The sequence below is a fragment of the Aureivirga sp. CE67 genome (assembly GCF_015767245.1).
Lineage (GTDB): Bacteria > Bacteroidota > Bacteroidia > Flavobacteriales > Flavobacteriaceae > Aureivirga.
In genome coordinates this window covers 338,621-355,891 of the sequence record NZ_JADOTV010000001.1, presented here as the reverse complement: position 1 = coordinate 355,891, position 17,271 = coordinate 338,621, and the positions used below count along the sequence as shown (strand labels likewise).

At 29.5% G+C, this 17,271-nt stretch carries 14 protein-coding genes; 8 read left to right on the top strand and 6 right to left on the bottom strand.

Translation table 11 applies throughout. The features are described from left to right. Positions 1-32 precede the first annotated feature (32 nt). Genes I0K12_RS01560 through pyrR form a run of 3 tightly spaced genes read right to left on the bottom strand, consistent with a single transcriptional unit; the run spans position 33 to position 1,849 of the window. Entirely contained in the window at positions 33-368 is a 336-nt protein-coding gene (locus I0K12_RS01560; protein ID WP_196885143.1) for a ribonuclease Z, read from the bottom strand. 2 nt (positions 369-370) lie between these two features. Then, positions 371-1,303 (bottom strand): aspartate carbamoyltransferase catalytic subunit, encoded by a 933-nt coding sequence (locus tag I0K12_RS01555; protein ID WP_196885142.1) that lies wholly within the window; start codon positions 1,301-1,303, stop codon positions 371-373. A 3-nt stretch (positions 1,304-1,306) separates the two neighbouring features. Continuing rightward, positions 1,307-1,849: a bifunctional pyr operon transcriptional regulator/uracil phosphoribosyltransferase PyrR gene (gene pyrR, locus I0K12_RS01550; RefSeq protein WP_196885587.1), complete on the bottom strand. Its 543-nt coding sequence runs from the start codon at positions 1,847-1,849 to the stop codon at positions 1,307-1,309. Between the two features lie 183 nt (positions 1,850-2,032). Between pyrR and I0K12_RS01545 the strand changes: the two genes are divergently transcribed. The 3 genes from I0K12_RS01545 (at position 2,033) to I0K12_RS01535 (ending at position 5,385) form a co-directional block, all read left to right on the top strand. Further along, positions 2,033-3,370: a tetratricopeptide repeat protein gene (locus I0K12_RS01545; RefSeq protein WP_231372680.1), complete on the top strand. Its 1,338-nt coding sequence runs from the start codon at positions 2,033-2,035 to the stop codon at positions 3,368-3,370. Between the two features lie 280 nt (positions 3,371-3,650). Beyond that, positions 3,651-4,925 (top strand): zinc-dependent metalloprotease, encoded by a 1,275-nt coding sequence (locus I0K12_RS01540; protein WP_231372679.1) that lies wholly within the window; start codon positions 3,651-3,653, stop codon positions 4,923-4,925. A gap of 7 nt (positions 4,926-4,932) precedes the next feature. After that, positions 4,933-5,385, top strand: a complete 453-nt coding sequence (locus tag I0K12_RS01535; protein ID WP_196885139.1) for a hypothetical protein — start codon at positions 4,933-4,935, stop codon at positions 5,383-5,385. 54 nt (positions 5,386-5,439) lie between these two features. On the opposite strand, the gene I0K12_RS01530 is transcribed toward I0K12_RS01535, so the two are convergent. From I0K12_RS01530 to I0K12_RS01520, 3 genes are all read right to left on the bottom strand, one after another. Beyond that, a complete protein-coding gene (locus I0K12_RS01530) occupies positions 5,440-6,438 on the bottom strand; it encodes a potassium channel family protein (protein ID WP_196885138.1) in 999 nt (332 codons plus the stop codon). Between the two features lie 80 nt (positions 6,439-6,518). Next, positions 6,519-6,746, bottom strand: a complete 228-nt coding sequence (locus I0K12_RS01525) for a PspC domain-containing protein (RefSeq protein ID WP_196885137.1) — start codon at positions 6,744-6,746, stop codon at positions 6,519-6,521. A 45-nt stretch (positions 6,747-6,791) separates the two neighbouring features. Then, positions 6,792-7,388 (bottom strand): Crp/Fnr family transcriptional regulator, encoded by a 597-nt coding sequence (locus tag I0K12_RS01520; protein ID WP_196885136.1) that lies wholly within the window; start codon positions 7,386-7,388, stop codon positions 6,792-6,794. A gap of 247 nt (positions 7,389-7,635) precedes the next feature. On the opposite strand from I0K12_RS01520, the gene I0K12_RS01515 reads away from it, so the two are divergent. The 5 genes from I0K12_RS01515 (at position 7,636) to I0K12_RS01495 (ending at position 17,232) form a co-directional block, all read left to right on the top strand. After that, complete coding sequence (locus I0K12_RS01515) at positions 7,636-10,464, top strand: aminopeptidase (protein ID WP_196885135.1); 2,829 nt, start codon at positions 7,636-7,638, stop codon at positions 10,462-10,464. Positions 10,465-10,624: 160 nt separating this feature from the next. After that, positions 10,625-13,081: a thiamine pyrophosphate-dependent enzyme gene (locus tag I0K12_RS01510; RefSeq protein ID WP_196885134.1), complete on the top strand. Its 2,457-nt coding sequence runs from the start codon at positions 10,625-10,627 to the stop codon at positions 13,079-13,081. A 558-nt stretch (positions 13,082-13,639) separates the two neighbouring features. Further along, entirely contained in the window at positions 13,640-14,719 is a 1,080-nt protein-coding gene (locus I0K12_RS01505) for an ankyrin repeat domain-containing protein (RefSeq protein ID WP_196885133.1), read from the top strand. Between the two features lie 178 nt (positions 14,720-14,897). Beyond that, positions 14,898-16,607 (top strand): WG repeat-containing protein, encoded by a 1,710-nt coding sequence (locus I0K12_RS01500; RefSeq protein ID WP_196885132.1) that lies wholly within the window; start codon positions 14,898-14,900, stop codon positions 16,605-16,607. A 130-nt stretch (positions 16,608-16,737) separates the two neighbouring features. After that, positions 16,738-17,232 (top strand): lactoylglutathione lyase family protein, encoded by a 495-nt coding sequence (locus I0K12_RS01495; RefSeq protein ID WP_196885131.1) that lies wholly within the window; start codon positions 16,738-16,740, stop codon positions 17,230-17,232. Positions 17,233-17,271: the final 39 nt, after the last annotated feature.

Sequence of the window (17,271 nt, the reverse complement as noted above, 5' to 3'; positions counted from 1 at the left end):
TCTCTATTTTTATAAAAAAATTAAGATGAAAATCACATGTTCAACAAATCTCTTTGCATTTCCTCCATATCAATCACGTCAATAGCTTCGATTAATGTTGGAACAACGTTGATTTCATCCGGTAAATCATCAATGTTTAAATCTTTGGAAATAACCACAAAAGATGTGCCATTTTCGTGGTGTTTTTCCGCAATTTCTAAAAATAAATTAATATCCTTGATTTCTATATTTTCAATAGCAAGAAGGTTAATAATTGTATTTTCATTTTCGGTTTTGGGGCACTCTTTTGTAAAATTAGCATAAAAATCTGAAAAAGCAGTAGTTTCAGACGTTATTTCTGTGTATTTTTCTGTTTTATTTAACTTCATGACTAGTTTCTTTTGATTTGTTCAGCTAAAAGATAGATAACAGCCATACGAACTGCAACACCATTTTCTACCTGATTAAGAATAATTGATTGTTTAGAATCGGCAACATCAGAAGTGATTTCAACACCACGATTGATAGGGCCTGGGTGCATAATTACGATATCTTTGTTTAACGAATCTAATAATTCTTTATTAATTCCGAAAAGTTGTGAATATTCTCTTGTTGTTGGGAAATATTTTACATCCATTCTTTCGTTTTGTACACGAAGCATGTTTGCAACATCACACCATTCTAAGGCTTTTCTTAAGTTTGTTTCTACACCAACTCCAAGTTCTTTAATGTATTTTGGAATTAGAGAAGTAGGACCACAAACTTTTACTTCTGCACCTTGTAGTTTTAAGGCATAAATATTAGAAAGTGCTACACGAGAATGAAGAATATCTCCGACAATAACAACTTTTTTTCCTTTTACAGTTCCTAGTTTTTCTCGAATAGAATAAGAATCTAGTAAAGCTTGTGTAGGATGTTCATGTGTACCGTCTCCAGCATTAACAATTCTTGAATCTACATGTTTTGATAAAAAGTCTGCTGCTCCAACATTTGGATGACGCATAACAACGATATCTACCTTCATCGAAAGAATATTATTAACCGTGTCAATAAGTGTCTCTCCTTTTTTTACTGAAGATTGCGAAGCAGAAAAATTGATTACATCTGCCGAAAGACGTTTTTCAGCCAATTCGAAAGAAAGTTTCGTTCTCGTACTATTTTCAAAAAATAAATTCGCAATAGTAATATCTCTTAGAGAAGGAACCTTTTTGATTGGCCTGTTGATAACTTCTTTAAAATGATCAGCAGTTTCAAAGATCAAATTAATATCCTCTTCTTTTAAATGTTTTATTCCTAGTAAGTGTTGTGTGCTTAGTTGGCTCATTTTTTATTTTTTATGGGTAATATAAACTGCGTCTTCTTCGTTGTTTTCGTTCCAGTTTACTACAACAGTTTCTTCATTAATTACATCTACTTGACGTCCTCTGTAAGTAGGTTGAATAGGCAAGTGACGACTAAAACGTCTATCAATTAATACCATTAACTCGACATCTTTCGGTCTTCCAAAAGATTGGATCGCAGAAAGAGAAGCATTGATACTTCTTCCAGAAAATAAAACATCGTCAATAAATACAACGTTTTTATCTTCTACTACAAAGTCGATATTGGTTTGATTTGCTTTTAAAGGTTCGTCTCTTCTTCTAAAATCATCTCTGTAGAAAGTGATATCCAACTGACCCAGTTGAATATTTTTGATTTGGTAAGATTCTTTTAGTATTTTTGCAATTCGTTCTGCTAGGAAAATCCCTCTAGGTTGGATTCCGATAAGAACAGTGTTAGAAAAATCACCGTGATTTTCGATTAATTGACAAGCTAATCGATGAAGAGTTAGATGTATTTCTTTTGAGTTTAGTAATAATTTTTGACTCATAATTGTTCCAAACATTGTTTGGAAAGCAAATATAAGATTTTTGTTAATTACTTTGTTAAAAAGAAATCTTAATTTGCGTAAAACACTAAAATAGATAAATTACCTTTACAAGAAGATAAGTGAAGCTTTATGAAGCAAATGCCTAATGAAAATAATAACATGGCCTTAAGTAAATTTGAATCCATGTTAAAGACTAATGAAATTTATTTTTTCGACTCTCAAGAGTTTGAAGAGATAGTTCACTATTATCTTGACGCAGGTAAAAAGATGTTAGCAAAAAAAGCAATTCAGATGGCTTTAGAGCAACATCCAGCTTCTATTCCTTTACGTTTACTTTGGGCAGAAACGTTGATTTTTGAAGAGCAATTTGATAAAGCAAATGCTATTTTAAAAGAGATTTATGCTATTGAGCCAAAGAATGAAGAAATCTACATTTTAAAAGCAAACTTATTATCTAACCAATTTAAGCACGAAAGAGCTATAGAATATCTTCATATTGGATTGGAATATTCTAATGATCCAGCAGATATTTTTTCTTTATTAGGAATCGAATATTTACACCTGGATAAATTTGACCAAGCAAGAGAGTTTTTTATCAAATGTTTGGATGAAGACTTAGAAGATTACCCTTCTTTATACAATGTAATTTATTGTTTTGATATGCAAGGAAAGCATAAAGAAGCAGTAGAGTTTTTGAAAGATTTTATCGAGAAAGAACCTTATTCTGAGATTGCTTGGCATCAATTAGGTAGGCAATATTTTACTTTAAAAGAATATAAGCAAGCGTTACGAGCATTTGATTACGCTGTGATTATTGACGAATTTTTCGTTGGAGGTTATATCGAGAAAGCGAAAACTCTTGAAAAATTAGAACAATATGATGTAGCAATTAATAATTATTTAATTGCTGTTGAATTAGATCAACCAAATGCATTTACTTTCTACAGAATAGGAGAGTGTTATATTCAGATTGATAAATTAGAAGAAGCGTATCAATATTTTAAAAAGTCAGTAAAACAAGATCCACTTTCTGATAAAGGTTGGTTTAAATTGGCTTTACTAGCTTCGCATAAAGAAGATTTTCAAACGGCACTTTTTTATATAAATAAAGTCTTACAATTAGATGAAGTTTCTACCCAGTATTGGAGAAAATATGCGGAGATTAATTTAAGATTAAACTTCTATGAAGAGTCAATTACTGCTTTTCAAAAATGTATTGATTTAAGAGATAACACTGAAGAAATCTGGCTAGGTTATGCAGATGTACTTTTATTTATTGGAGAGTATGACCAAGCTTTAGAAATTTTATTAAAATCTCAAAAGTATCTGAAAGATAATTCAGGAGTATCTATTCGTTTGTGTGGTGTTTATTTTTTAGCAGGAAATAAAATTGTTGCTAAAAGTTATCTTAAAGAAGCTTTGGAGCTAAACTCTGAAGAATCCAAAATTTTAGAAATAGTCTTCCCAACAGTTTATGAAAATGCTGAGATAAAAGAGTATATTGAGAAAATTAATTCTTAAAAAATACTCATTTTATTCTATTTGTTAATATTTGTGATATAATATACATTAGTTTTTAAAATGTATAATATATAATCATATTTCTACTTTCAAATTTCATTTTATTTAATAATTTGTAGTTTTAATTATGAATAAAATACTATTAAAAAGTTGTTTTAAGATTAAAAATATAAACTTATGATAGTATATTTTAGTTTTTCGTATAATAAACATTATATATATGTTAATAATGTATTATTATTACTATATTGGTGCTCTCAATTTTTATAAGATAAACTCCATGAAAAAAACAAAATTACTTTTTACAGGGCTAATAGCTCTTTTAGGTTTCAATTCAATTGCACAAGAAGTTGATCGTTGTGGTACGAATGTATATATGGAAGAAAGAATGCAGAATGAGGAGTACGCAAGACAACATAATGAAATTCAAGCAAGATTTATTGAAAACTTAGATTTACAAAAATCTTCTAGAAGAAATGAAGAAACTTTAATTATTCCAGTTGCTGTTCATTTTCCAACAGGTTCAGAATCTAATAGGGATTGTTTGGTTGAATTAGCAGAAAAACAAATGGAAATCTTAAATAACGATTTCAATGGGACAAATGCTGACATTTCAAACTGGGATAATGTAGAAGATAACTATCCAAATTCATCTACAGGTTCAGCTAATGTAAGATTTGTACTTGCAACTGAAAATCATCCAAATTTAGATCCAGATTTAGAAGAAGGAGATCCAGCAGTTACTATTGGTTATAACTTCGGAAATGGTGGAGATAGTGATACAAACTGGGCAGGATATTTAAATTTCTTAGTAAAACCAATTAATGCAGGTTTATTAGGTTACTCTCCTCTTGGAGGAAATCCATTACAAGGAGATGCAATTGTAATGAATACTTTTGCATTTGGAGATAATACAGTAGGTTGTGGACAATTTACTTCTTCAGCTCCTTTTAATTTAGGTCGTACAGTAACTCATGAGTTAGGGCATCATTTTAATTTAGCACACATTTGGGGTAACCAAGGAGGATGTTCTAATGATGATGGAATTTCTGATACACCATCGGCGTCTTCAGCTACTTATGGATGTCCATCAGTGGTAAATCAATGTGGTAGTATCAATATGACGATGAACTTCATGGATTATTCTAATGACGCTTGTATGTATATGTTCTCTGAAGGTCAAACAGATGTAATGAGATCTTATATTGAAACTGTTTTATCTTACTATGAAGAAGATAAAATTGATCCTCAAGTTATTGAAGACATTAAAAATGAAAATAATGTATCTGTAAATGAATTTTCTTCTGAGTTAGCATTTGATTTATATCCAAATCCAGCAGCAGATCATTTATATATTAAAATGAATAATGAAATCATTTCTGAGAATATCACAGTTCAAATGTTTGACATAACTGGAAAAATGGTATTTGAATTAGGAGTGAACGGAAAAGTTGAAGAAATCGTAAATACTTCTTCATTGAAAAATGGAATGTATTTTGTAAAAGTATTTGCTGGTGATAAATATTACGCAGACAAAGTAATGATTTCAAAATAATTTTTAAATGAACAAAATATTTTCAATAATATTATTTTTAGGACTTATGGTTTCTTGTAAATCATCTAAATCAGTAGCTAATAATGCTGAACTTATTCGATATCAAGAAACCTATGGTTCTGTATGTTGTCCAAAAGACTTAAACCACGATTATAATCTTTATAAATTCATTGAAGATTTTGAAAACAAAAATTCAGTAGATATTAATGAAGTCTATAGAGTGATTTTAGGAAAAGAAGGAGAAGCTACTTATTATTTAACTTTAAATGGATTGAATTCCGATCTACAAAAACAATTTGTAAAGGAAAGAATAGCATCTTTAAAAGTTAAAGAGAATGTTTACAAAGAATATTTAGAATCTCCAGTAAATTTAAAAGATTTACTTCCTGAAAGCTATATGTATCAAACAGAAGATAAAGGTTTAGATCAGTTTAAAGACACAGAAACTTTTTGGAAATAACTAAGAAAAAAACATTATTAAATAGTTTAAGAAGCCGCTAGAAATAGTGGCTTTTTATTTTATCAAATTATATAAATTTTCTAATTGATCATGTTGTCCAAGAACAATTAATAAATCTGATTCTTTCATTAGCATTTCAGAATTTGGATTTACAATAAAATCATTTCCATTTACTTTATAACCAATAACTGTACATTTTGTTTTTTCATTAATGATTCTTAATTGTTTTCCAATAAATTCAGAAGGTAATTTTTTTACAGGAATTTCAACTACATTAGAATGCGATTCTTCTTCAATTGCCAAATTATCAATAAAATGAACCACATTTGGAGTAACAATCAGGGAAGCCATGTGATCTCCACCCAAGCGATCTGGCATAATAACATTATTTGCACCTGCAATTTTAATTTTTTTCGATGCCGAATCACAACTTGCTCTACTGACAATATTTAATTTTTGATTTATTTGTTTTGCAGAAAGAACGATATACAAATTTGAAGCATCTGTAGGAAGCGAAGCAATAAGGTTTTTAGCATTTTGAACTTTCGCTTTTTCTAAAATATCATCTTCTGTAGCATCACCAATTAAGTGTAAAACTTTTTGTTCTTCCAATTTTTTTATCAATTCCGGATCTTTCTCTATTACTAAAACAGGTTCCTTAAATCGATTTAATTTTTCCACAGCTTGCCTACCATTTCTTCCATATCCGCAAACTATTGTATGATTTTCAAGTTGTTTAATTTGGTTTTCCACTTTTTTTGTTTTGATGTCTTCTAAAAATTTTCCGTTAGCAATGTATTCCGTCAATACAGAAATAATATATCCAAAAACAGTTAAACTAATAAGAATCAGAAAAGCTGTAAATAATTTATCATCGGCATCCATCGGGTGAACTTCTCCAAAACCTACAGTAGAAACTGTAATAATGGTCATATAAAAAGCGTCGATAAATGAATAATTAGCCCAATAGATGAAACCTAAAACACCTATAATTATTACTAAGAATAGTAAAAAAATTGCTTTCTGTAATTTGGTTTTAAATACAGCATGCATAGCAACAATGGTTATTTTTTTAAAGAATTAATGGCTAATATTTGTATTATCTTACTAAAGATAAGAAGAATTGGAGTGAATTATAAATCGAAAACGGATTTTCTTTTGGTATAAATCAAATCTTTCAGTTTTAAAAGAAAAGCTAATGTCATATAAATAGCAAAAGATGCTCCTAGTGTAACGAAAGAAATATAAATAAAAAACAAACGAACATTTGTAACCTTTAATCCTAGTCTGTCTGCAAATCTTGAAGAAACATCGAAACCATGTTGTTCAAAAAAATGTCTAAGCTTATGTATTTTCGTCATTTGTTTTAAATTTTGTGCAAGATACGAATTTATGAAGATTTTAAATTATCGAAATACTTTTCTATTTTCAATAGTTACTAAGCCTTTTTTTTCTAAAGTTTTAATTGCTCGAATTACCGTCTCTACACGAAGCCCCGTTAAATCTGCAATTTGTTGTCGAGACATTTTTACTTTATAAAGTTCGTCTTTTGGTGTTTTATCAATGTGAATTTTGAAATAATCAATCACTTTTAGAATACGATGTTCCGGGTCTTGTGAAGCAATTTCAGAAAGGACCATTGATTTATAATGAAGCCTTTTTGCTAAAGTACTTGTAACTTCCATATGTACTTTTGGGTTGGAAAATAATAAATCAAAAAAAGCATCTTTACTCAATTTCCAAACATAACTATCTACAAGAGCTTCGGCATTTGCTGGGTAAATTCGATCACTAAAAAGTGGTGGTTCTCCAAAGCTTCTTCCTTTTTTGAAAATTCCTTGAATAAATTCTTTTCCATCATCATTGAAATTATTCATTTTAATTTCTCCGCTAGCAACTTGATAAAAGAAATTTGCATGACCATCTTTTTTAAACAAAAAATCACCTTTTTCAATTAAAATTTTTTCTGCTCCATATTTCTCCAACAAAGATTCTTCTATCATATTTTTAAGTAATTTAAAATATTGACTAAAATAAAAAATATCTATCAAAAATGAAGATATTTGAGTAATCATTAATTTGTTGTGGAAAAACGAATAGAAAAAATAACCTTAAAAAAAACTTAAGGTATTGAATTGTAAAATAGCTTTTGGAATATTTTTTGTAAATTAAAACGATAGAAAATTAAAATTTAGATAATAAATTAAAACTTTAATAGTTTTAGAAAAGACCTACAAAAAAATACAACTAATGAAGTACTTTAAGATTAGATTTTTATTCCTTTTGAGCTGTTTCCTTATAGTTTGTTCGGGAACTTTTGCACAAAAGAATCAAATAGAAATAAATGCTTTGTTAGATGTAGAAGAGAAAGAAATCAATATTCAGCAAAAAGTTTTATACAAAAACAATTCTTCAGATACACTTCAAACAATATTTTTTCACAATTGGCCAAATAGTTTTAGTAGTAAAAAAACACCTCTTTCGGATCGTCTTTTAGAAGATTATGAACGTAAATTTTATTTTGCTACAAAGTCGGAATTAGGATATACAAAAATCAATAATATTTCTTCTGATTTTATGGATTTACATTGGAAAGAAGTGAAAGATAATGAAGATATTTTGGAAGTTTCATTGCCTAAACCGTTACTTCCAAACGAGGAGATTTCTATTTTCTTTACTTATAAGGTAAAACTACCAGATGATAAGTTTACAGATTATGGTTGGGGAAGAAATAAATTCAATCTTCGTTATTGGTATTTAGTTCCGGCTATCTATGAAAATCATGATTGGATTTTGATGAATAATTTGAATATGGATGATTTGTATATGGATTATGCTGATTATATTGTCAATTTTACGGTGCCAAATGCTTATAATTTAAATACAGATTTAAATGGAACCGTAGAGATTAAACCAGAACATACTACCTATCATTTGAGTGGCGAGAATAGAATTGATATTCAATTAAATATTAATTTAAACCAAGATTATCAAGAATATCATACGGATTCGGTGACAGTGGTTACAAATCTTCCTTCAAAGTTGAAAGACATGCAATTGAAAACATCTGTTCTAAATCGTTCTATTTCTTTTTTGGAAGAATATTTAGGAAAATATCCGAATGATCGAATGTTGTTGAATAAGATTTCTTATCAGAAAAATCCTGTGTATGGATTTAATCAATTACCATCTTTTCTGACACCATTTTCCAATACGTTTGAATGGGATATTGAGTCTTTTAAAATTTTGAGTAAAACATATATTCAGAATACTGTTTTGGTTAATAAACGTGAAGATTATTGGCTTGCCGATGGAATTCAGATTTATTTGATGATGGAATATATAAATAAATTTTATCCAGAAATTAAAGCAATTGGTAATATTTCTAAAATTTGGGGAGTTCGAACTTTTAATATTTCAAAGCTTTCTTTTAATGATAAATATTCTTTTGTATATCAGTTCACAATTCGAAAAAACCTAGATCAGCCTTTGGAAATGCGAGCAGATTCTTTGTCAAATTTTAATCGAAAAATTGTTAATAAATACAAAGCAGGTTTAGGTTTAAGATATTTGGATAATTATATCGAAAAAGATATTGTGAAAAATAGCATTCAAGAATATTTTGAAGAAAATTATTTAAAAAAATCTAAGACTTCTGATTTTAAAAAATTGGTTTTAAATAGAACGGATAAAAAATTAGATTGGTTTTTTAAAACTTATTTGGAAACAAAAGAAAAGATAGATTTTACCATTAAAAAAGTAAAAGTTGTAGGAGATTCTCTTGAAGTAACAATTAAAAATAAACGAAAATTTACTGCACCACTTGCTTTATATGGTGTGAAAAATAAAGAAGTAAAATATAAAACTTGGGTAACTGGAGTTGATTCTATCAAAACGGTACGAATTCCAAAGGGAGATTTTGATAAAATTGCCTTGAATTATGAATTTTTATATCCTGAGTTGAATTCTAGAGATAATTGGAAAAATATTAAACCAAAATTATTCAATAGACCTATTAAATTCAGACTTTTTAAAGATGTGGAAGATCCATATTATAATGAAATTTTCTATAGACCGAATATTAAATATAACTATTATGACGGAATTTCTCTTGGGGCTTCTTTTAGTAATGGAGCCATTTTGAAAAAGAATTTCTTGTACAAATTTTCACCACTATATGCTACTAAAAGTAATACATTAGTTGGTTCTGCATCGGCTATTTATCAATACTATCCAGAAGAAACTAATATTTATCGTTATTCGTTTGGAGTAGGAGGTTCGTCTTTTAATTATGCGCCCGAATTGTCTTATAAAAAATTGACACCTTTTGTAAATATAGAATTAAAACGAAAAAGTTTAAGAGATGTTGGGAGTAGAAATTTCTATGCAAGCTATGTGATTGTAGACAAAGAACGAGGACCAGTTTTAGAAGATGATCCGGAGTCTTATAAATACAATGTTTTTAGTGCAGGATATTCTTTTTCTAAACCGGAACTTATCGAAGATTTACGTTATAATATCAATTTTCAATTGGCGGATAATTTTGCAAAAACATCTTTAGATCTTCGTTATCGTTTTTTGTCAGAAACCAATCATTATTTTGATTTTAGATTATATGCAGGAGCTTTTTTGAAAAATAATACACATACGGATTATTTTAGCTTTGCTTTGGATAGGCCAACAGATTATTTATTTCAGTACAATTATTTCGGACGTTCTGAATCTACAGGTTTCTTTAGTCAACAATACATTCCTGCGGAAGGAGGATTTAAATCAAAACTAGAACAGAATTTTGCCAATCAGTGGATGGCTACGATGAATGGAAGCCTTGGTATATGGCGTTGGGTAGAGTTTTATCAGGATGTTGGATTTTTGAAAAATAAAAATGAAAAAGTGTTTTTTGCACATGATAATGGAATTCGTTTGAATTTCATACACAATATCTTAGAGATTTATTTTCCACTTTATTCAAATAATGGATGGGAAGTAGCACAACATGGCTATGCTTCAAGAATTCGCTATGTTTTAACAATTCGACCAAATAAAATTATCAATTTTTTCCGAAGAGGCTTTTATTAATAATTAATGATATTTGGTTTTTGTTAAATTTAATTTATTAAAATTGAGTTTTAGTTGAACATAATTCATAAAAACCTGAAAATAGTTCGAATTTTTAAACAATTTTTAATTCCGACTCAAAAATAGTACATTTGCCCTATTCACTAATGCAATTAAAATTATGTCATCAAAATCTTCAACTATAAAGAAAGAACAAATTTCATTTAACGATTTCAAAGCCGAAGTTTTAAGCGACTATAAAACAGCTCTTATCTCAAGAGAATGTAGTCTTTTAGGGCGTCGTGAAGTTTTAACTGGAAAAGCAAAGTTCGGAATTTTCGGAGACGGAAAAGAAGTACCACAGCTAGCAATGGCGAAAGCTTTCCAAAATGGAGACTTCCGTTCTGGTTATTATAGAGATCAAACTTTTATGATGGCAATCGGACAATTAACTCCACAACAATTCTTCGCTGGATTATATGCTCACGTAGATATCAAAGCAGATCCAATGTCAGCAGGAAGACAAATGGGAGGTCACTTTGCTACTCATAGTTTAAATGAAGACGGTTCTTGGAAAGAGCTTACTAGCCAAAAAAATTCTAGTTCAGATATTTCTCCTACAGCAGGACAAATGCCACGTTTATTAGGATTGGCGCAAGCTTCTAAAATGTATCGTAATATTGATGGATTAAAAGAAGGATTCACTAAATTCTCTAAAAATGGTGATGAAATTGCATGGGGAACGATCGGGAATGCTAGTACAAGTGAAGGATTATTCTTTGAAACAATCAATGCTGCTGGTGTTTTACAAGTACCTATGATTATCAATGTTTGGGATGATGAGTATGGAATTTCTGTACACGCAAAACACCAAACTACAAAAGAAAATATTTCGGAAATTTTAAAAGGTTTCCAAAGAGATGAGAAAGGTGAAGGATATGAAATCTTTGTTGTAAAAGGATGGGATTATGCTACTTTAGTTGAAACTTACCAAAAAGCTTCAGCTTTTGTACGTGAGAATCACATTCCTGCAATGATTCACGTTCGTGAGTTAACACAACCACAAGGACACTCTACATCAGGATCACACGAAAGATATAAATCTACAGAAAGATTAGCTTGGGAAGCTGAGTACGATTGTATTGCACAAATGCGTAAATGGATTCTTGAGTTTGAGAAAGCTAACGGAAAGAAAGATGTTCTTAAGTTAGTAGAATCAGAAGAAGAGTTAATTGCGATGGAAAAAGAAGCGAAGAAAATCGTTTCTAAAGCAAAAAGAGATGCTTGGGCTGCGTTTTCTAATCCTCAAAAAGAAGAAAGAGCAGAAGCAGTTGCTGTGATTAATGCTTTAGCAGATAGCAGTGAAAGTAAAAACTTCATCGCTAAATTAGCAAATGATTTAAATGCAATTGTAGAGCCATCAAGAAAAGATATTCTTTCTACTGCAAGAAAAGCTTTACGTTATGTTCGTTCTGAAAATACTGCGGAAAGAACTAATTTAATCAACTGGATTGCAAATTATAAAGCTGTAAATCAAGCAAAATATAGTAGCGAATTATACAACGAAACTGAAACAGGAGTTTTAAACGTAGAGGAGGTATTACCAACTTACGGAGAAACTAGAGAGTCTGTTGATGCTCGTGTTGTAATGCGTGATAACTTCGATGCAATTTTTGAAAAACACCCTGAAGTAGTAATCTTCGGAGAGGATTCTGGAAAAATTGGAGATGTAAACCAAGGTTTAGAAGGAATGCAAGAAAAATATGGAGAGTTCCGTGTGGCAGATGCAGGAATTCGTGAGGCTACAATTATTGGTCAAGGAATTGGAATGGCAATGAGAGGTTTAAGACCAATTGCTGAGATTCAATACTTAGATTATTTATTATATGGTTTACAAATTATGAGTGATGATTTAGCTACAGTTCGTTATAGAACGGCTGGAAAGCAAAAAGCACCACTTATCGTAAGAACTCGTGGACACCGTTTAGAAGGAATTTGGCATTCAGGTTCTCCAATGGCAACAATCTTAGGATCATTGAGAGGAATGTATGTTTTAACTCCAAGAAACATGACAAAAGCTGCTGGATTCTATAATACTTTATTAGAAACTGATGAGCCAGCTTTAATTGTGGAGAACTTAAACGGTTACCGTTTAAAAGAAGATTTACCAACAAACTTAGGAGAATTAAGAACACCAATCGGAGTTGTAGAAACTGTAAGAGAAGGTTCTGATATTACTTTAGTTTCTTACGGATCTACTTTAAAAATCGTTCAAGAAGCTGCACAAGAATTAGCGCAATATGGAATTGAGGCTGAAATTATTGATGCACAATCTTTATTACCATTTGATATCAATCACGATACTGTGAAGAGTATTGCGAAAACAAATAGATTAATGGTAATTGATGAGGATGTTCCTGGAGGAGCTTCAGCATACTTATTACAAGAAATTTTAGAGAACCAAAATGCTTATAGATTCTTAGATAGTAAGCCAACTACTTTAGCAGCGAAAGCAAACAGACCTGCTTATGGTAGTGATGGAGATTATTTCTGTAAGCCATCTCACGAGGATATTTTTGAAGCTGTTTATGCAATCATGAATGAAGCTAACCCAACTGAATATCCTGAATTATTCTAGAATAATTTAATTTATCTATATAAGAGCCTGTTTAAATTTATATCAAAAAATTTCAGATGCTTCTTAAAAGCTCTTTTTTGTCTTTTTTCTCGTCCATAGCGATGCTATGCACTCTAAAAAAGCCTTCAAAATAGCAATTTAATAAGTTCTAAAATAAATTCTGATACAATTTTAAACAGGCTCTGAAAAAAATGAAAAACCATTCTGAGTTATCGGAATGGTTTTTTTGTGTTTTGTAGTTTCTTACTTGTAATGTCATTTTGTATGGTTGCACAATCTTTTAGTTTAGTCCTATAGTCTTCTTTTGTATAATATAATTGTTAGTTCCCCTTGTTGAAAATGAATAAAGATGTAAATGTTTTGATTTATGTGAATTTTTCTTTTAAAAAAAGATTAAACAACGCTAAAATTAAATCTTGACTATTCTTTTAACTAATTGATTGTTATTTATATATTTGGATGAATTGTTTTTTAAAATTCTTTTTAAAAGGAATTAGATAGATTTAAAATTTCTATTAAAAAACACAAACTATGAAAACTTAAAATCAAAATAATAATATGGAAACAATTGAAGATAAAGTTGTGGATTTAGTACTCTATAGAGATATAGAAGAAATAATAAAACTTATCGAATCAAAGGAATTTGACGTAAATTCTTTTATCAGTTTAGATCGTTCGGCTCTTACTTTAGCGGCCGCTTGTAATTATACAGATGTAATGGAATGCTTGATAGCAAACGGAGCTGATATTAATTTAAACAATGAAGGAGATTTAGGTTATACGCCGATTGAGACTGCTGCAAGAGAAGGAAAATTAGAAGCTGTTCAGCTTTTGATAGACCATGGTGCAGAAATAGACAAAGGAAATACGATAAATACAAATGCTTTGTTGGCAGCTTGTATTGGAAGATTTGATGAGGTTGTAAAATTACTTTTAGATAATGGAGCTGATATTCATCATAAAGACAATAATGGACAGACTGCTTTGGATTATTTATGTAGATATGCTATTTCTTGGAGTAATAATGTAACGATTACAGAAACTATTGATGGGGTTACTACAGAAAAGGAAAATACAAGTTTTCAAGAACATACACGTATTTTGGAATTGTTACTGTCTAGAGGAGCAAATCCGAATTTGGAAACAGCTTATAATTATACTGCTTTTCAGATTGCAGTGGTAACAGATTCTGTTGGTTTTATTGATGTTTTGTTGAAACATGGAGCAGATATTAATTATGTAAACTCGAATGGAGCAACAGCTTTGTATTTGGCAGCAAGTAACAATATTTCTGAGGAGATGCTTCAGTTGTTATTAGAAAATAAGGCAGATTATAATTTTCAGACGAGCCTAGGAAATTCACCATTACATATTGCAGCAAATCATGGAGATACGAAGTTTTGTGAAATGCTTTTGTCTTCTGGAGCAAACATTGATATAGAAAATGAGTCGAAAGGAACTCCTTTGTTATATGCTGTTTGGAATAAAAAAATAGATACAGCAAAAATACTTTTAGAAAAAGGAGCTAGAACAGATATTAAAGTTACAGAAGGATCGGATGATTTAGAAATAGGAGATGATGCGGCTACGTTGATTAGAAAAAATAATATAGAAGAATTAATGTCTTATATTGATTAAATATTTAATCTTTTAAGATTAATAAAATAAACAGTGTCTTGCTTTGAGATGCTGTTTTTTTTGTTTGAAAGAGTTTTTAAAATACTTAAATGATATATTTTCTATATTTGAAAAAAATTAAAAAAAAGCAGATTAATAATCGCAATCTGTTATTGAATTAAAATTTTAAAAAAAAACTATGAAGAACTATATCTTACTTTGTTTAATCTTACAAGGTTTAATTTCCTATTCTCAAGATTCTAAAAGTTTATTTGTTTTTAATGACGAAAACTATAAGTATGGTTATATGGATGCTGAAGGAAATGTAATAATTGAGCCACAATTTGATTATATAAGCAAAGAAATTCTAAAACCAGGAAACTATACAAAGATTCAAAAAGATAATTATTTTGGATTAATGGATTTTTCAGGGAAAGTTATTGTTGAACCAGAATATGATAATATTTGGTATGATAAAAATCCAGATTGCATTAAAGTTGCTTTAAATGATAAATATGGATTTGTTGACGAAAATGGTAATATTATTATTGAACTCAAATATGAAAATGTAGAATATATTAATTCATTAAATATTTTTATATGTGAAGAAAATGATAAATGGGGATTGTTAAATGGTGATGGAGAAGTTATTCTTGAACCAAGATATGAAAAAATAAAATTTGATGATTTTCCAGATATATTTAGAGTAAAAGAAAATGATAAGTGGGGATTGTTGAATGAAAAAGGAAAAATTATTCTTGAACCTACTTATGCATATATGGGGCAGTTTTATAAATCCGATTTAGCTTCTGTTACAGTAAATAATAAGGAAGGATTTATCAATACATATGGAGAAATAGTTATAGAACCTAAATATGATTTTGTAGATCAATTTGATAGTACATATTGTAAATTAGGACATACTAAAGTTAAAGTAAGAGATTCTTATGGAGATTTAAAATCGGGAATTATTAATGCTAAAGGGGAAATACTACTTGATATAATATACGATAGTATTATGAATTTTGGTGTAAATGATTTAACATGTGTTAAATTGAATGGGAGATATGGCTTTATTAATGATAAAGGGGAGGTGGTTATAGATTTTAAATATGATTATGCAGAAGAATTTGGAGATGATGAATATACGGTTATTTGGAGTGAAGAAGGAGTAGGTTTGATAAATAAGAAAGGAGATGTTCTTATTCAGCCATATTATGAAACAGTTACAGATTTTAGAAATTCAAATATTGCACGAATTACTAAAAATGGCTATTTTGGTTATATAGATGATAAAGGAAATATTATTCAACCGTTAGAATTAGATTATTGTGATCCTTATCCGTTTGATAGTAGTGGTTTAGTACCAATTCAAAAAAATGGTAAATTTGGATATATGAATAAAAAAGGTGAAGTAGAAATTCCGTTTCAATTTGATTCGGCTTATGGTTTTGGAGATGGTATTTACGCTGCTGTTGAAATTAATAAAAAAAAGGGGTTTATAAATAAAAAAGGAGAGTTGGTAATTCCTCTTCAATATGATGGGGCATTTAGTTTTGATAAAGATGGTCTGGCTAAAGTAGAGTTAGATTATAAATGGGGGATTATTAATACAAAAGGAGAATTTATAATTGAACCACAATTTGGTTATATTAAAGATTTTAATAAAAATGGTGTTACTAAAGTGTTTTTAACAACAAAAGACAGAAAAAGAAAATACGGATCTATTGATGGAGAAGGAAATATTATTATAAAGTTTCTTTTTGACGAAATAAAGATCTATCCTGGAAGGAAACTAGCTCATGTGGAGTTTGGGAAACGTAAAGGCTTAGTTGATTTTAAAGGAAATTTTATTGGATTTACTGAAGAAGATATTACTGCTGAAGAAGCTAAAAGTACATCTGAATAAAAAAACTTTCAACATAGAAAATGATTATTTTTTTAAAAAAAAGTTTTGCTGGAGAATAAAATTAAAAATCGGATTAGTCTTTGAAATTTAGTAACTTAAATAAGTTTAAATTTTTTTAAAAACTGATAAGATGAATTATCCAAGAGCATTTTCACATATAGGAATTACAGTTCCAGATCTGGACAAAGCAATTTCTTTCTACACAAAAGTAATGGGATGGTATTTATTAATGGGGCCAGAAACCGTCGAAAAAGAAACTGAAACAGCAATCGGTAAAATGTGTATTGATGTTTTTGGAGAAGATTGGGAGAGTTTCCGAATTGCACATCTTTCTACATCAGACAAAATAGGAATTGAGCTTTTTGAATTCCCGCAAACAGAAGGGAAAGCAGATTTTAATCCTTTTAGAACAGGGCTTTTTCATTTTTGTGTTCAAGACCCAAATATTGAAAGTTTGACGCAAAGAATTGTAGAAGCAGGAGGGAAGCAAAGAATGCCAATCCGAGAATATTATCCAAATGATAAACCTTTTAAAATGGTTTATGTAGAAGATCCGTTTGGTGTGGTATTCGAAATTTATACGCACAGTTATGAATTGACATATTCCTCTGGAGCTTATGTTTAAAAATAAAAAAAGCACTCTAAAAATAGAGTGCTTTCTTCT

What these genes read in the sequence shown, in the direction of transcription:
- I0K12_RS01560 (WP_196885143.1), bottom strand. Translation starts at nt 368, where the DNA reads ATGAAGTTAAATAAAACAGAAAAATACACAGAAATAACGTCTGAAACT.
- I0K12_RS01555 (WP_196885142.1), bottom strand. Translation starts at nt 1,303, where the DNA reads ATGAGCCAACTAAGCACACAACACTTACTAGGAATAAAACATTTAAAA.
- pyrR (WP_196885587.1), bottom strand. Translation starts at nt 1,849, where the DNA reads ATGAGTCAAAAATTATTACTAAACTCAAAAGAAATACATCTAACTCTT.
- I0K12_RS01545 (WP_231372680.1), top strand. Translation starts at nt 2,033, where the DNA reads ATGTTAAAGACTAATGAAATTTATTTTTTCGACTCTCAAGAGTTTGAA.
- I0K12_RS01540 (WP_231372679.1), top strand. Translation starts at nt 3,651, where the DNA reads ATGAAAAAAACAAAATTACTTTTTACAGGGCTAATAGCTCTTTTAGGT.
- I0K12_RS01535 (WP_196885139.1), top strand. Translation starts at nt 4,933, where the DNA reads ATGAACAAAATATTTTCAATAATATTATTTTTAGGACTTATGGTTTCT.
- I0K12_RS01530 (WP_196885138.1), bottom strand. Translation starts at nt 6,438, where the DNA reads ATGCATGCTGTATTTAAAACCAAATTACAGAAAGCAATTTTTTTACTA.
- I0K12_RS01525 (WP_196885137.1), bottom strand. Translation starts at nt 6,746, where the DNA reads ATGACGAAAATACATAAGCTTAGACATTTTTTTGAACAACATGGTTTC.
- I0K12_RS01520 (WP_196885136.1), bottom strand. Translation starts at nt 7,388, where the DNA reads ATGATAGAAGAATCTTTGTTGGAGAAATATGGAGCAGAAAAAATTTTA.
- I0K12_RS01515 (WP_196885135.1), top strand. Translation starts at nt 7,636, where the DNA reads ATGAAGTACTTTAAGATTAGATTTTTATTCCTTTTGAGCTGTTTCCTT.
- I0K12_RS01510 (WP_196885134.1), top strand. Translation starts at nt 10,625, where the DNA reads ATGTCATCAAAATCTTCAACTATAAAGAAAGAACAAATTTCATTTAAC.
- I0K12_RS01505 (WP_196885133.1), top strand. Translation starts at nt 13,640, where the DNA reads ATGGAAACAATTGAAGATAAAGTTGTGGATTTAGTACTCTATAGAGAT.
- I0K12_RS01500 (WP_196885132.1), top strand. Translation starts at nt 14,898, where the DNA reads ATGAAGAACTATATCTTACTTTGTTTAATCTTACAAGGTTTAATTTCC.
- I0K12_RS01495 (WP_196885131.1), top strand. Translation starts at nt 16,738, where the DNA reads ATGAATTATCCAAGAGCATTTTCACATATAGGAATTACAGTTCCAGAT.